Source organism: Flavobacterium chungangensis, from assembly GCF_042654045.1.
Taxonomy (GTDB): Bacteria; Bacteroidota; Bacteroidia; order Flavobacteriales; family Flavobacteriaceae; genus Flavobacterium; species Flavobacterium chungangensis.
In genome coordinates this window covers 222,487-238,971 of sequence record NZ_JBHSFY010000007.1, presented here as the reverse complement: position 1 = coordinate 238,971, position 16,485 = coordinate 222,487, and the positions used below count along the sequence as shown (strand labels likewise).

The following is a 16,485-nucleotide window of genomic DNA, read 5'->3' as shown; positions in this document are numbered from 1 at the left end:
AAATTAGAACTCAAAATTGAATCCTTTTTCAGTGAGTTTTTCATAGATTTCTGGATCAAACTTGTATAATTGAGCCGCTCTGTGCGATACATCCTGCTGTTTTTCGTCTAATGCAACCAAGAGTTTCATGTGAAGAATTTTTCTTCTAAAGTTGGGTTTATCCATTTCGATTCCTAAAATTTCTCCATACAAATGCATTAATTGCAATAAAGTGAATTTCTCTGGCAATAAATTAAAACCAATCGGTGTCTGGCGCACTTTATTTCTAAGATGTTTTATGCTGTAATCCAGAATTTCGTTGTGGTCATAAATCAAATCTGGAATTTCATTGATTTTATACCATTTCGCATCAGAAGCCGTAAAACCTGCTTTAATATTATAATCTTCTCTTTTTACAAGAGCATAATACCCAATCGTAATAACGCGTCGGAGCGGAAAACGATCTGGATCTCCAAATGCTTTCAACTGTTCTAGATAAATATTGTCAAGACCCGTAAGCTCATTCAATAAACGATGAGCGGCGTTGTCGGTGCTTTCTTTTTTATAAATCCATCCACCCGGAAGTCCCCATTTCCCTTTACTGATACCTTCGGCGTGTTGTACCAAAAGTACTTCAAGACTGCCTTTGTCAAATCCAAAAATGACACAGTCAATTGTGATGGCATTCATCGCACTGTTTTCATTTTTTGGAGCAGTTTTGTCGTCTACATTTTCAACCATATATGAGATAAATTTTGACAAATTAAATAAATAAAATCATTAGTAACCTTTTTGAAAGCCTTATATTTTTTTTAACGAAACAAAATTTTGATAATCAGTCATTTAAAAATGTGCTAAAAAAGGGTTCTTTTTAAATTAATTCTTAAACGACTGATTGTCAATTTTATAAAACGTTGATTTTTTTATATTTTTTATTTCAATTCTTGTTCAGATTTTACAACATTAATAAAAATGAATTAGTATTAATCAGAATCGAAAAAAAATAACCCTAATATTTTGTTAATATAGAAAATTTGTTTTACACTTGTAGTCAAATTTACCATAAGATAAATTCAAATTGACTATAAGTAAAAAAGAACAAAACTACACTTAACTTAAACTTACCACAAATGTTTTTTTTAGAAATTGATTTAAATCGCTTTTTGATGAGATTACCATCATCAGATTTTGCCCAAAGAATCGATTTTAAAGTTGTTTATAGTCTGCAAGTACTAAATGTTGGAAAAGAGATTCAGGCCCTCTTTTTTGGCATGACCTGCTTGGGAAGTTTTTCCGGATTTCTCCTAGGGTAAAAAAACACTAACTATAACTTAAACTTAATCAATTCTTATTATGAAAAGCAAAAATTGTATTAAAACAACAAAGCTTCCATATTTTATGGCGGTGCTGCTTAGCGTATTTATGATGCAGTTTGGATTTGCTCAAGAATCCAAAACTGTAAGTGGGACAATTACCTCTTCCGAAGACGGATTTGGAGTTCCAGGAGCAACTGTACAAGTACAGGGAACAAAATCGAGTACTGTTACCGATTTTGATGGAAAATATAAAGTGGAGGCTAAAACAGGAGATGTTTTGGTAATCACTTTTGTCGGTTTCAAATCGCAGAATATCACGGTTGGAACTCAAAAAGTTATCAATGTCGTTTTGAATCCAGAAACTTCAGAACTTAAAGAAATTGTAGTAATCGGTTACGGTACTCAAAAGAAGAAAGTAAATACTGCAGCAACTTCTTTGGTGTCTGGAAAAGACATTCAGCAGGTTGCGAGTCTTGATGTTGTAAATGCTTTACAAGGTCAAGCTTCTGGGGTTTCGGTAACTTCATCTTCTGGACAGCCAGGTGCGAATATGGTGGTAAATATTCGTGGAGCAGGTACAGCAGGAAATAGTGATCCGCTTTATGTGGTTGATGGTGTAGTAGTGGATAACGGAATTGGATACCTTGATCCTTCGGTGATTGAAAGGGTTGACGTTTTGAAAGATGCTTCTGCAGCTTCTATCTATGGAGCAAGAGCCGCAAATGGAGTTATCTTGGTTACAACCAAAAAAGGAAAAGATGGTAAAATGAATGTGTCTTTCAGTTCTTATACAGGTTTTCAGCAAATTGCTAAAAAACTGGATTTGATGAATACGCAAGAGTATACAACAATAATGAACGAGGCTCGTGTAAATTCTGGATATGCGCCATTATATACTAAAGAGCAAATTGCTGCATTTCCTGACCATGACTGGCAGAAAGATTTATTTAACGAAGGCGCAATGAAACAAAATCACTCTCTTTTAATTACGGGAGGTGACGAAAAATCTACTATTGCAACTGGTTTATCTTACTACGGACAAGAAGGTATGATTGGAGGATCTACTAACCAATCTCAATACGATCGTGTTACTTTTTCAGTAAACTCAACTTCTGAAGTTATTAAAGGATATTTGAAAATTGGTGAAAACTTCACTTTGTCAAACATCAAATCTAGCGGTGTTGCAGATGATGGTATTTACAGCAACGCAATTAGATCGTTCTTAAATGCTGCTCCAATTGATCAGGCTTATGATGAAAATGGAGATTTTGCACGTTCTATTATTTCTCAAGATATTAGCAACCCAGTTGGATCTTTATACTACAACAACTTTAATCAGACTAAAACGAATCGTTATGTAGGTAACATTTTTGCGGAATTAAAATTTGCAAAAAACTTTACTTTCAGAACTAGTTATGGTGTTGATATGACAGATAGCAATTACCGTTCTTTCAGACCAGTTTATTCGCTTTCTTCAAATGATAATAATACAGTTTCTAGCGTAACTCAGAGCGCGACAAAATCGTTAGGATGGATTTTTGAAAACACACTTCAATACAAATTCAACATTGTCGATTCTCATAATTTTGATGTGTTAGTGGGTACTTCTGCTAAAAAGAATACTTCTGATTATATGGAAGGGCAAGGAAGAAACTTAATTTTTGATGATTTCGAGCATGCTTATTTAGATAATGCAAAAGATCCGACATCAAATGTGGTAAAAGGAAATCGTAGAGATTATGCGATTCAGTCTTACTTCGGACGTTTATTGTACGATTACAACAATAAATATTTATTCTCTGCAACAGTTCGTCGCGACGGTTCATCAGAATTTGGTCCAAATAACAAATATGCTATTTTCCCATCGTTCTCTGCAGGATGGAATTTAGATAAAGAAGCTTTCTTCAAAGAAAACAAAGTTTTAAATACGTTCAAATTAAGAGCAAGCTGGGGACAAAATGGTAACGATCAATTTGCTAGAAGATTTGCTTATATGTCAACTGTAAATTCTACAGACAAAACATATCATTTTGGAACTGGTGACGAAACTCTTTTAGTAGGTTCAAGCCCTGACCAATTAGCAAACCGTAACTTAAAATGGGAAACTTCTGAGCAGTTAGATTTAGGTTTTGATGCTACATTGTTCAACAACTTTACTTTAACTTTTGATTACTATGACAAGAAAACCAAAGATTGGTTAGTATTGGCATCTATCCCAACTTATGCTGGAGCAACTGCACCTTACATTAATGGTGGAGACGTAAGCAATAAAGGTTTTGAAATTGGTTTATCTTATCGTACACGTTTTGGAAAAGATTGGAATTTTGCTATCAATGCAAACCTTTCTCGTAACCAAAACGAAGTGTTGAAAATTGCTAACAACGAAGGAATCATTCATGGAGAATCAAACGTATTATTCCAAGGTTTAGACGAGATGAACCGTGTTGAGGTCGGAAAACCAATGGGTTATTTCTACGGATTAAAAACAGACGGAATCTTCCAAAATGCTACTGAAGTTGCAGCAGGTGTTCAGCCAAATGCACAGCCAGGAGACGTTCGTTTCGTAGACTTAAACGGTGACGGAAAAATCGATGCAAACGATAAAACTCAAATTGGTGATCCAAATCCAGATATTAATTACGGGGTTAACTTAGAATTATCATACAAAGCTTTTGATTTCTCTATTAACACTTACGGTATCGCTGGAGGACAAAATGTTTTTGGAGTTCATGATTATACTCGTGCTTATACAAACAACACTACAGAGGTATTAGGAAGATGGACAACTGAAGGAACTTCTAACAGAATTCCGAGAGTTACATACGGAACAGATGATAATGGTAACTATACTAAATTCTCTGATTTGTATATTCAAGACTCAGATTTCTTCAGAATTAAAAATGCTACAATCGGATGTGATTTAACAAAGCTGACAACAAAACTTAGTTTCTTCAGTAAATTCAGATTGTATGTTGCAGGAAATAACATTTATACATTCACAAAGTACAAAGGAATGGATCCAGAAATTGGTTTCGGAAACGTAAATCAGTCTTGGGCTAAAGGTATTGATGTTGGATATTATCCTCAGCCAAGAACCTATTTGATGGGTCTGAATGTTAACTTTTAATTTTTGAAAACGATGAAAACATATATAAAATTATTTGCTCTTTCAAGCTTACTTGTTTTAGGCTCTTGCTCGGAAGATTTTTTAGAAAACGAACCATATACAGATAAAGTAACGGAGAATTTCTATAAAACTCCATCTGATGCTTTTGAAGGTTTAGTGGCAGTTTATGACGTATTGCAAAGAGAAGCTTACGGTACACAATTGATCGTAAGTGAGCAGGCATCTGATAACTGTTTTGGAGGATTCGGTATTGCAGATCCGACAGTAGATTTGCAATGGGACCGCTTTCAATATACTACAGATAAAGATATGAACGCTTTAACATGGACAAACTCTTATCTTGGTATTTATAGAGCTAACGTTTTATTAGAAAACTTAGACAAAGTAAACTGGGGATCTAATACCGCTTTGAAAACACGTTACGAAGCAGAAGCTCGTTTCTTAAGAGCGCACTTTCATTTTCAAGTGGCAAAAATGTTTGGAGATATTGTTCCGCTAGACCATACCGTAACAACAAGCGAATTTGAATTGCCAAGACAAGCTCCAGAAGTTACTTATGCTTTAATTGCAAACGATTTAAAATTTGCAGCAGACAACTTAGGTCCTGAAAATTATTCACAAGCAGGAAATGCAAACTACGGACGTATTACAAAATGGGCAGCAGAAGCGTACTTGGCTAGAACATTTTTGTTTTACACAGGAGCTTATAGCAAAACAGATTTAGCAGGTGTAGTTACCAAAGCACAAGCTGTAACCTATATCAATGATGCTGTAAATAACAGTGGCCACGGACTAGTTGCTGATTTTGCTAATCTTTGGTTAGCCGCTTCTTTCGAAAACTTTGCTGGAGAAGATAATACAGAAATGGTTTGGGCTGTACGTTTTAACGGTTCAGGAAAAGGAAACTGGGATCTTCACGAAGGAAACCGTTTTCAAGTAAACATTGCTCCGCGTGGAGGTTCAATTGGAAAATATGCAACAGGATGGGGAGGAGCAACAGTGAATCCAAAATTGGTTCAAGCATATGAATCTGGCGATAGTAGAAAAGCCGCATCATTTATTGATTATGTTGGAGAAGGTTTAAATTTTGATCCACAGGCTAGAGAACAACGTCAATACACAGGATATTCTTGGAAAAAATATTGCCCAATTACTAATGCAGCAGGAACAGCAGTTGTTGAAGCAAATGGAGGAAACTTCCAAATTGATAACTATCAGGATTATGCTATTATTCGTTTTGCAGATGTTTTATTAATGGCTGCCGAATTAAATTTGGAAGGAAATACAGCTTTAGCACAAGCAGATTTAGACCGAGTTCGTGACCGTGCTTTCAAGAGTACTGCGCATAGAATTCCTGTAACTAAAGCAGTTATTATGGAAGAGCGTCGTCTAGAATTGGCATTAGAAGGATTACGTTATTTTGATTTAATCAGACAAGGTATGCCAGCAATGAAAGCTGCTATCGATAACACGGCTGGAGATTCTCAGTTTGCAGTTACTTTTAGACCAGAAACTCTTGGTTGGTTTGCATTGCCACAGTCGCAGATAGTACTTTCAAATGGCACTATTCAACAAAATCCAGGTTGGAATTAACATTTAAACAAATTGATTATGAAACGTATATTATATATAATATTAGCGGCTGTAACTATCAGTTCGTTTTTATTTTCTTGTGAAGCAACTGAGGATCGTGAAAGCCTTCCAGCAGTAACGCTTACTCCAGAAACACTTGAGTTCTCGATAACTCAAAATGCAGCAAAAAAGAATGAAGTAGTTTTAAAGAATGATGATCCAACTGTAATTCCATTTTGGAGATACGTTGACGGAAACGGAAATGAACTTGGACATTCTAACAAAAGTGACGATAAAGTAAATTTCCCTTTTGCAGGAAAGTATACTATTTACTATACAGCATTTGTTAGAGGTGGATCTGTAGAAGCGGCGCCAGTAACTGTAGAAGTTCCAGAGAATGATGATGCTTTCTTTAGTGATCCAAGATGGGAAAAATTGACCAACGGACAAGCTGGAAAAACTTGGGTTTTGTATATGACTGCTCCCTTGGAATTCATCGGAAATAATCCAGGTTATATTAACAGAGAAGTAAGTCCTCCAGGTTGGTGGCCAAATCTATCTGATATTTCTTGGGCAGGTTTAGAAAATAAAGATTGGGGAGAAATTACATTTGATCTTAATGGAGGTTATAATGTTTCGGTAACACAAACTAACCCAGCTTTAGGAAATACACAAAAAACAACCAAAGTAGGAACATTCAATTTTAGTCTTACAGCTGGCGAAACAAATGATAGAATTTCGTTTAACGGAGGAACAGAAATGCTTCATCCAAATGAACCAAGTTACTTTAGTCCATCATTTAGTTTTACCAATGTAAAAATTGTTGAACTTACTGATAAAAGTTTATGTTTTATAGCTATTAGAGCAGATAATGATTATTTGATCTATCATTTAGTTCCAAAATCATAAGTTAGTTAGTTTTGAAGTCTCAGTTTTAAATACATTTATAATGTGCTTTAAGACTGAGACTTAAATTATTTTAGGCAGGAATAAATGAAATCGATTTTTATTTCTATCTTCAAATTCCAAAAAACAAACAAGTACCCATGCATATTATAAAAAACATAAAAAACATAAGTTTATGGGCAGTTGCAGCCGGAGTTCTTTTCTTGAATTCTTGTGCAAAAAAAGAAGATGCATTTGTAAACCGAAAAGTTTCTTTTAATTCAGATTGGAGTTTTCATCTTAATGACAGTATTGCTGATAAAGACACTATTGGAACTTCGACAAAATGGAGAACTTTAGACGTTCCGCACGATTGGAGCATCGAAGGAAAATTTGATGAAAAAAGTCCTGGCGGTTATGGTGGAGGATCTTTAAATGGAGGTTTAGGCTGGTACAAAAAAACATTCAAAGTAGCTGCAGAAGACAGCACAAAAATCACTTCAATTACTTTTGACGGTGTTTACAGAAACAGCGAAGTCTGGATAAATGGTCATTATTTAGGAAAACGTCCAAACGGATATATTGGTTTTCAGTATGACATGTCACCTTATTTAAATTACGGAGACAAAAACAATGAAATAATTGTTAAGGTTGACAATTCAAAACAACCCAATTCACGCTGGTATTCGGGTTCGGGAATTTTTAGAAATGTCTGGATCGAAACCACAGATAAACTTCATGTGGGACAATGGGGAACGTATATTACAACCCCAAAAGTTACAGCCGAAAAAGCTTCTGTAAGTATTGAAACAACGATAAAAAATCAATATGCAGGAAGTAAAAAAGTAACGCTAACAACCACGATTTTTAAAGAAGACAAAAAAGTAGCATCGGTTACTCAAGATATAACAATCAACGCCAACGAAAACCAAACGCTGAATCAATCGACAGAAATTGAAAACCCGATTTTATGGTCAGATGAAAAACCGGAATTGTACACAGCAGTTACCGAAATTTCGCTTGACGATAAAATCATTGATCAATACAAAACCACTTTCGGAATTAGAGATTTTAAATTCGATTTGAATAAAGGTTTTATTTTGAATGGAAAACAAGTCAAAATAAAAGGAGTTTGTATGCATCACGATTTAGGTCCGTTAGGTTCTGCAATCAACACGCGTGCAATCGAACGCCAGTTAGAAATCTTGAAAGAAATGGGGGTAAACGGAATCAGAACTTCTCACAATCCGCCTGCTCCAGAACTTTTACAGCTTTGCGACAAAATGGGTTTCATTGTCATGGATGAAGCTTTTGATATGTGGAAACAGACTAAAACCAAATACGATTACGGAAATGATTGGGACAAATGGCATAAACAAGATCTAATCGATCAATTGTTACGCGATCGAAATCATGCGAGTATTTTTATGTGGAGTATCGGAAATGAAATTCCAGAACAATGGAGTGAGACGGGTGTTGAAATTGCTAAAGAATTGGCTGCAATTACACGTCAATATGACAAAACACGTCCGTTGACTGCAGGAATGAATCCGCCAGTAAATATGAATATTGATGCCGTGACTTTACAATTTGAGAAAAAAGAGGTATCGATTAATCCGCTTGCAGGATCTGGAGTTTTAGATTTAATCGGATACAATTATGCGCATCAAACATTCGAACATCATCTGAAGAATTTCCCAAATACTCCATTCATCGCAACTGAAACCACTTCGGGTTTACAGACAAGAGGATATTACGATGCCGTTTCGGACACTATCAAAAAATGGCCAGTAAGATGGGATCTTAAATTTACAGAAGGAAATCCAGGAAATACCGTTTCGGCTTACGATCAGGTTCAGACACCTTGGGGATCTACACACGAAGCGACTTGGAAAATCATAAAAAAGCATGATTTCTTAGCAGGAATGTACGTTTGGACAGGTTTCGATTATATCGGAGAACCAACGCCGTACGAATGGCCATCGGTAAGTTCGTATTTCGGAATTGTTGATTTAGCCGGTTTCCCGAAAGACGTGTATTATATGTACCAAAGCGAATGGACAGACAAAACGGTTTTGCACATTTTCCCGCATTGGAACTGGAAACCAGGACAAACAGTTGATGTTTGGGCATACTACAATAAAGCCGATGAGGTTGAACTTTTTGTAAACGGAAAATCAGTTGGAAAAAGAAGCAAAAAAGGAGACGATTTACACGTAATGTGGAGAATTCCTTTTGAAGCGGGAACTTTAAAAGCCATATCTCGTAAAGACGGAAAAGTGGTTTTAGAAAAAGAAATTAAAACTGCTGGAAATCCTTCGCAATTAAAATTGACTGCAGACAGAAGCACCATCAAAGCAGATAAAAACGATTTGTCATTTATCACAGTTGATATTTTAGATGATAAAGGAACGATTGCACCAAATGCGAATAACGAAATTAATTTCTCTTTAAAAGGAAATGGAAAAATCGTTGGGGTTTGTAGCGGAGATCCAGTTAGCCACGAATCGTATAAAGGAAATAAACACACCGCTTTGGCAGGAAAATGTTTGATTATTGTACAGTCTGGAGATCAATCTGGAAGATTGGAATTAACCGCAAGTGCAAACGGATTGAAACAATCCACAATTGTAATTACAACCGAATAATAAGTTGCGCTATCCTAACAGGTTTCCAAAACCTGTTAGGTATCAATATATTTAATTAAGATATTAAAAAAAAATAAATACCTAACAGGTTTTGGAAACCTGTTAGGATAAACTAACATCTAGATTATTAACCAATGAAAAACTCAAAACTAACCGCATTATTTTCTGCTCTTATGTTTGGATTTTTAGCAGTTCCAAATGCTAATGCTCAAATCCAAAATGCAGATGTATTAAATGCTCCAATAGATATCAGTAAAGATTTTCAGAACTATCTGAATACTTTTTATTTTGCAGACGAATTGGCTTCTTTTGATCCTGCAACGGGAAAAGGAACTATAAAGTATCTGCGATACAATTATAAAACGCGTCAGGCTTTCAACAACATGATGATGAAACCAGATGTGGAAAAAGCAAACGAATTTCCAACAACAGAATATGCAGAATCTCCTGTTTTGCCGTTCGAAATTCAGTTTGTTTCAGATCGAACAGTTCGTATCAAAACAACTTCTGGCCCGCAATTTCATCCACAAAAAGAGTCTTTAATGTTGGTTGACGGCGTTGCGCCAAATCATCCTGAATTATGGAAATATGCTAAAATCGAAGGCGGTCACAGTTACACAAGCAAACACGGAAAAGTTGAAATTTTGACTAAACCTTGGCACGTAAAAATCTATGATGAAAAGGGAAAACTGCTGACAAGCACACTTCATGATACTGATTTTAAAAATACATACACACCAACACTTCCGTTTTCTTATGTTCGCAGAAATAGCGATTATTCAAGAAGTATGGGGGCGGCTTTTAGTTTAGAACCAGACGAAAAAATATTTGGTTGTGGAGAATCTTTCACACAATTCAACAAACGCGGGCAAAAAGTAGTTCTATGGACGGATGATGCCAACGGAATCCAAAATGAAACGATGTACAAACCGATTCCGTTTTACATGAGCAGCCGCGGTTACGGAGTTTTCATGCACCATTCTACACCAATTACAGTGGATTTCGGGAAATACTTTTCAAGTGCTAACGAAATGTACATTGGAGATGATGAAGCCGATTTATTTTTCTTTATCGGAGAACCAAAAGACATTTTAGATCAATACACGAATTTGACTGGAAAAGCAGCGATGCCACCACTTTGGTCATTCGGTTTCTGGATGAGTAGAATCACTTATTTCTCTGAAAAAGAAGGAAGAGAAGTAGCAAGAGATTTACGTAAATACAAAATCCCAACCGATGTTATTCACTTTGATACAGGCTGGTTTGATGTAGATTGGAGAAACAATTACGAGTTTGCAAAATCTCGTTTCCCAGATGCTACAAAAATGATGTCTGATTTAAAGAAAGATGGTTTCCAAGTTTGTCTTTGGCAATTGCCTTATTTCACGCCAAAGAATACTTTGTTCCCTGAAATTATGGATAAAAACTTAGCCGTAAGAGACAGAAAAGGAAATCTTCCTTATGAAGATGCGGTTCTAGATTTCTCAAATCCAGAAACAGTAACATGGTATCAAGGAAAATTGAAAAAGTTATTTGATGAAGGTGTAGCAGTTTTCAAAGTAGATTTTGGAGAAGCAGCTCCGCCAGACGGAATTTACCATTCTGGAAGAACTGGTTTCTATGAGCATAATTTATATCCATTGAGATACAACAAAGCAGTTGCAGAAATCACTCAAAAAGAAAAAGGATATACTTTAATCTGGGCAAGAAGTACTTGGGCTGGATCACAACGTTACCCTTTACATTGGGGAGGAGATTCAGAAACTAGCAACGGAGCAATGTCGGCAGAATTACGTGGCGGACTTTCATTAGGTTTAAGTGGATTCAGTTTTTGGAGTCATGATGTTGGAGGATTTGCAACAAAATCTCCTGAGAATATTTACAGAAGATGGACACCATTCGGAATGTTGACTTCACACGTAAGAAGCCACGGAGAACCGCCTCGCGAACCTTGGTTGTATAGTAAAGATTTCTTAGAAGGATTTAGAAAAGCAGATAATATGCGTTACGAATTAATGCCATATATCTACGCTCAGGCAAAAGAAAGTTCTCAAAAAGGTTTGCCAATGATGCGTGCTTTATTTGTAGAATATCCAAACGATCCGGGAGCTTGGTTGGTAGATAATCAATATTTATTTGGTTCAAGTATGTTGGTTGCACCACTTTTTGAAGAGGTTGAAGAAAGAGACGTTTATCTTCCAGAAGGAACTTGGATCGATTATCAAACTAAAAAAGTATACCAATCGGGCTGGCATAAAATCAAAGCGGGCGAAGTGCCAATTATCGTTTTAATTAAAGACGGAACTGCAATTCCACACATCGGTTTAGCGCAGTCTACAAAAGATATGGATTGGAGCAAATTGACATTAAAAGTGTACGCAAGCGATAAAACCACTTCGGCAACAGCCAAAGTATTTTTACCAGAAGGTGACGCAGTGCAAGAAATAAAAGTGAACAAAACTGGAAACAATTTTGAAGTAGCTACAAATCCGTTAAACGGAAAAACCACTTTTAAAACAGAGTGGATTAAATAAAAAAGTTAAACACAAATTACACGAATTACCACGAATTGAATTTGTGATAATTTGCGGAATTTGCGGTAAAAGAATATAGCCACAGATTGCACAGATTAAAAATTGAGAATTAAAAATTAAAAATCTGCTTGATCTGCAAAATCTGCGAGAAAAATATTTAAACACATAGAAACATAGGTTTTTATTTATGAATAAAAGAAGTTAGAAAGAAACTAGTTTCTCACACATAGAAACTATGTTTGTTTAAACAAGTGAAACGCTTTTTTTAAGTTACCAATGAACTATGATTATATGTGTTTAAAAAAGTTTAAGCCACAGATTAAAGGATTAAAAAGATTAAAATAAATCTGCAAAAATCTGCAGAATCTGCGTGAAAAAATCATGAAGAAAAATCCTTCCTAATCCTTTAAATCAGTGGCAAAAAAAATATAATACCAAAAAACATGAAAAACTACCTAATTCTCCCAGCTGTACTGTTTTCAGTTGCAGTTGGCTACAGTCAGAAAAACAAGAACGCTTACGAATTGGCATCGCCAAACGGAAAAAACAAAATTAAATTTGAGCTTGTAAAAAATGCGCCAAAATATGCTGTTTCTCACGGAAAGACAGAAGTAATTTCTCCGTCAGAGATGGGATTTGTATTAAAAGGAAACGAAGACTTAAGTTCAAACTTTGAAATAAAAGGAGCAAAAACTTCTACGTTTGACGAAACTTGGGAACAAGTTTGGGGAGAAAAGAAAAACATCAGAAATCACTACAATCAATTGGTTGTTGATTTACAGCAAAAAACTGGAAACAAAAGAAAATTACAAATTCAGTTTCGTGCTTTCGATGACGGAGTGGCTTTTAGATATGTTTATCCGAAACAAAATGTAAAAGACAGTATTTTCATCATGGATGAAAAAACTACTTTTAACCTTAAAGAAGACGGAAAAGCATGGTGGATTCCGGCAAACAGAGAAAACCGTGACGAGTATCTTTTCAAAGATGCGCCGGTTAGTACTTTGGATACGGTTTTGACTCCATTAACAATCGAAAGCAAAAGCGGATTAGCGTTAAGTTTTCACGAAGCAAACCTGATCGATTTTGCAAGTATGACTTTGGTAAACACTAAAGGAACAGAGCTAAAATCTGATTTAGTGCCGTGGGCTGATGGAGTAAAAGTTCGTGTAAAAGATACCTTTACTTCTTCTTGGAGAACGCTTCAAATTGGAGAAAATCCAGGAGAATTGATTACTTCTTATTTGGTTTTAAACCTAAACGAACCAAACAAATTAAAGAATACAAACAGCTATTTCAAACCATACAAATATTTAGGAATCTGGTGGGGAATGCATATTGGAAAATACACTTTCTGGGAAAGCGACAAACAAGGTGCGACAACTAAAAATGCTGAAACGTATATCGACTTTACAGCAAAAGAAGGTTTCCACCATTTATTGATCGAAGGCTGGAACAAAGGCTGGACGCCGGGTTGGTATGAAAACCGTATGCACATGTTTAGCTTCACGAAAAGTGCAGACAATTTCGACTTAGAAAAAGTGGTTGAATACGGAAAGAAAAAGAACATTGAATTAATCGGATATCACGAAACAGGTTCAAACTTAATTAACTACTTAAAAGAAGTTGATGAAGGTTTTGCTTTATACAAAAGACTTGGAATTCATACCGTGAAAATCGGTCACGTAGGTTCTAAATTAAATATGAAACAAATGCACTTTGGGCAGTTTGGAGTAAATTATTTCAGATACATTTTAGAAAAAGCGGCGCAATACGATTTAGCGGTTTTATACCACGAATCAATAAAAGATACAGGAGAAAGAAGAACTTTCCCAAACATGGTTTCGAGAGAAGCAGCGCGTGGACAAGAATATAACGCTTGGAGTGAAGGAAATCCGCCAAACCATTTAAGTATTATTCCGTTTACAAGATTACTTTCTGGACCAATGGATTTCACGCCTGGAATTTTTGATGTTGAAGTAAAACAAGGTTATCCAGGAAAAAGAATTCAGGGAACAGTTGGACAGCAATTGGCATTGTACGTTACGATTTATTCTCCAATTCAAATGTTAGCAGATCTTCCAGAAAATTACGAAGGAAAACCAGCTTTACAATTCTTAAAAGATGTTCCAACAGATTGGGAAGACACTAAAATCTTAGAAGGGAAAATTGGAGAATACATCACCACAGCAAGAAAAGACAGAAATAGCGCTGATTGGTATTTAGGAACTTTAACAAATGAAAAACCAAGAAATGTAGAAGTTTCATTGTCATTCTTAGATCCAAATGCAACTTACGAAGCACAGATTTATGTAGATGCTGAAGGAACAGATCAAACGCATAATCCAGAAGCAGTAGCAATTTCTAAGAAAACAGTAAAAGCTTCAGATAAATTACAATTGAAATTAGGAGGAGCTGGCGGTGGAGCCGTGAGATTTAAAAAATTGTAATTGTTAGAAGTTAAGAGTTAGAAGTTAAGAGTTAGAAGTTAAGAGTTAGAAGTTAAATGTTAGATGTTAAACCCAACAGGTTTTAAAAACCTATCGGGTTTACTCAACACAACGATTATACACAATGTAATCTGTAGAGACGCACTGCAGTGCGTCTAACATATAGTTAGAAAATAAATATTTAGCCACAGATTAAATGATTAAAATGATTTTTATGTTCTCGCAGATTTAGCAGATAATGCAGATTTTTTATTCCAATCTGTATAAATAAAATATAGACAGAGCTTAAAAAGATTTAAATCTCCCTAATCTGCTAAATCTGCGAGAGAAAAGAAAAAAATCCTTAGAATCCTTTTAATCTGTGGCAAAAAATAAACAAAACCATTTTCAGATGAAAAAACTTTTAATACTAGCAGGAGTTTTATTTAGTTCAATTTATTCGTTTGGGCAAAATGAAAATCGAATCATAAAAGTTGATTATAAAAAAGAAGCAGGAAAATTAAACACCATGTTTAAAGAATGCATTGGAGCTGGAAGAGCAAATGAAGGTTTGAGAGCCGACTGGCAGCAGCAATTGGCATTGGTGAAAAAAGAATGCGATTTTAAATACATCCGTTTTCATGGTTTATTGTCAGATGATATGGCGGTTTATCGTGAAGACAACAAAGGAAATCCAGAATACAACTATCAATACGTAGACGTTTTGTTCGATTATATTGTAAGTCTGAAAATGAAACCGTTTGTAGAGTTAGGTTTTATGCCGAATGCATTGGCAAGCGGAAAAGAAACTATTTTTTGGTGGAAGGGAAATGTAACCCCTCCAAAAGATTATAAAAAATGGGAAGATTTAGTTCGAAATTTAACCCAGCATTTTAAGGAACGTTACGGAGATGAAGAAGTAAAAACTTGGTACTTTGAAGTTTGGAACGAACCGAATTTATCCCCAGGTTTTTGGACAGGAACGCAGCAAGAATATTTTAAACTATACGATTATGCAGCCCGTGGCGTAAAAGCCGTAAATCCTGCATATAAAGTTGGTGGCCCAGCAACGGCAGGCGCAGGATGGGTTCCAGAAACAATTGATTTTTGTGCCAAAAATAATGTGCCCCTAGATTTTATTTCAACACATACCTATGGTGTAAACCAAGGATATTTGGACGAATTCGGAACTTCTGGAACAGTTTTGAGTCCAGATGTAAACAGTGTAAACGGAGATGTTATTAATTCGCGTAAGCAGATTACCAATTCAGCTAAACCTAATTTAGAACTGCATTATACAGAGTGGAGTTCTTCTTATACGCCAGCAGATCCAATTCACGATAGTTATCATTCGGCATCTTATATTTTACAAAAATTAAAGCAAGTTGGTAATGCGGCAAACTCTATGTCATATTGGGTTTTTACCGATATTTTTGAAGAACCAGGACCAAGATTTACACCTTTCCACGGCGGTTTCGGATTGTTGAATACGCAGGGAATTAAAAAACCAGCTTATTTCTCTTATTATTTAATGAATAAATTAGGAGAAACAGAACTTCAAAACAGCGATAAAGCTTCTTGGACTTCCAAAAATGCAAAAGGGGATGTACAAGTTTTATTATGGGATTTTACAAATACACATCCTGGAGAGAAAGTTTGGAACCAAACCTATTACATTCAGGATCTTCCATCAAAAGAAAAAGGAAAAGTCAAAGTGGAGATTGATGGCATTCAGAAAGGAAAATATCTTTTAGAAATATATAAAGTCGGCTATAAAGTAAATGACGCTTACGCGGATTATTTGGCGATGAATAAGCCGAGTCAATTAACTCGTCAGCAGGTAAATTCCATAAAAGAGAAAAATAACGGAGCGCCAATTTCAACAGAAAAAATTACAATTGACTCAAAAGGAACTTTCAGCAGAGAATTCAAAATCAACGAAAATGATGTTGTTATGCTGAATTTAATCAAACAATAATAAAGAGAAAACCACAA

At 35.5% G+C, this 16,485-nt stretch carries 9 protein-coding genes; 8 read left to right on the top strand and 1 reads right to left on the bottom strand.

What is annotated here, in order from left to right; genetic code table 11:
- Positions 1-3: 3 nt before the first annotated feature.
- Positions 4-720 (bottom strand): NUDIX hydrolase, encoded by a 717-nt coding sequence (locus ACFO3N_RS13565; RefSeq protein WP_248728634.1) that lies wholly within the window; start codon positions 718-720, stop codon positions 4-6.
- A 389-nt stretch (positions 721-1,109) separates the two neighbouring features.
- Here ACFO3N_RS13565 and ACFO3N_RS13560 point away from each other — a divergent pair, with 389 nt between their 5' ends.
- From ACFO3N_RS13560 to ACFO3N_RS13525, 8 genes are all read left to right on the top strand, one after another.
- Complete coding sequence (locus ACFO3N_RS13560) at positions 1,110-1,292, top strand: hypothetical protein (protein WP_320495579.1); 183 nt, start codon at positions 1,110-1,112, stop codon at positions 1,290-1,292.
- Between the two features lie 40 nt (positions 1,293-1,332).
- Positions 1,333-4,422: a SusC/RagA family TonB-linked outer membrane protein gene (locus ACFO3N_RS13555; protein WP_379798508.1), complete on the top strand. Its 3,090-nt coding sequence runs from the start codon at positions 1,333-1,335 to the stop codon at positions 4,420-4,422.
- A gap of 12 nt (positions 4,423-4,434) precedes the next feature.
- Entirely contained in the window at positions 4,435-6,015 is a 1,581-nt protein-coding gene (locus ACFO3N_RS13550; protein ID WP_379798506.1) for a RagB/SusD family nutrient uptake outer membrane protein, read from the top strand.
- 18 nt (positions 6,016-6,033) lie between these two features.
- Complete coding sequence (locus ACFO3N_RS13545; protein ID WP_250834849.1) at positions 6,034-6,903, top strand: hypothetical protein; 870 nt, start codon at positions 6,034-6,036, stop codon at positions 6,901-6,903.
- A 137-nt stretch (positions 6,904-7,040) separates the two neighbouring features.
- Positions 7,041-9,527, top strand: a complete 2,487-nt coding sequence (locus ACFO3N_RS13540) for a glycoside hydrolase family 2 TIM barrel-domain containing protein (protein ID WP_379798503.1) — start codon at positions 7,041-7,043, stop codon at positions 9,525-9,527.
- A 134-nt stretch (positions 9,528-9,661) separates the two neighbouring features.
- On the top strand, positions 9,662-12,061 hold the full coding sequence (locus ACFO3N_RS13535) for a glycoside hydrolase family 31 protein (protein ID WP_379798501.1): 2,400 nt from the start codon (positions 9,662-9,664) through the stop codon (positions 12,059-12,061).
- Between the two features lie 443 nt (positions 12,062-12,504).
- Complete coding sequence (locus ACFO3N_RS13530; RefSeq protein ID WP_379798499.1) at positions 12,505-14,511, top strand: glycoside hydrolase family 97 protein; 2,007 nt, start codon at positions 12,505-12,507, stop codon at positions 14,509-14,511.
- Positions 14,512-14,902: 391 nt separating this feature from the next.
- On the top strand, positions 14,903-16,468 hold the full coding sequence (locus tag ACFO3N_RS13525) for a GH39 family glycosyl hydrolase (RefSeq protein ID WP_379798497.1): 1,566 nt from the start codon (positions 14,903-14,905) through the stop codon (positions 16,466-16,468).
- Positions 16,469-16,485 lie beyond the last annotated feature (17 nt).

Bases quoted from the DNA above. Each gene is read 5' to 3' on its own strand.
- ACFO3N_RS13565 (WP_248728634.1), bottom strand. From the start codon at position 720: ATGGTTGAAAATGTAGACGACAAAACTGCTCCAAAAAATGAAAACAGT.
- ACFO3N_RS13560 (WP_320495579.1), top strand. From the start codon at position 1,110: ATGTTTTTTTTAGAAATTGATTTAAATCGCTTTTTGATGAGATTACCA.
- ACFO3N_RS13555 (WP_379798508.1), top strand. From the start codon at position 1,333: ATGAAAAGCAAAAATTGTATTAAAACAACAAAGCTTCCATATTTTATG.
- ACFO3N_RS13550 (WP_379798506.1), top strand. From the start codon at position 4,435: ATGAAAACATATATAAAATTATTTGCTCTTTCAAGCTTACTTGTTTTA.
- ACFO3N_RS13545 (WP_250834849.1), top strand. From the start codon at position 6,034: ATGAAACGTATATTATATATAATATTAGCGGCTGTAACTATCAGTTCG.
- ACFO3N_RS13540 (WP_379798503.1), top strand. From the start codon at position 7,041: ATGCATATTATAAAAAACATAAAAAACATAAGTTTATGGGCAGTTGCA.
- ACFO3N_RS13535 (WP_379798501.1), top strand. From the start codon at position 9,662: ATGAAAAACTCAAAACTAACCGCATTATTTTCTGCTCTTATGTTTGGA.
- ACFO3N_RS13530 (WP_379798499.1), top strand. From the start codon at position 12,505: ATGAAAAACTACCTAATTCTCCCAGCTGTACTGTTTTCAGTTGCAGTT.
- ACFO3N_RS13525 (WP_379798497.1), top strand. From the start codon at position 14,903: ATGAAAAAACTTTTAATACTAGCAGGAGTTTTATTTAGTTCAATTTAT.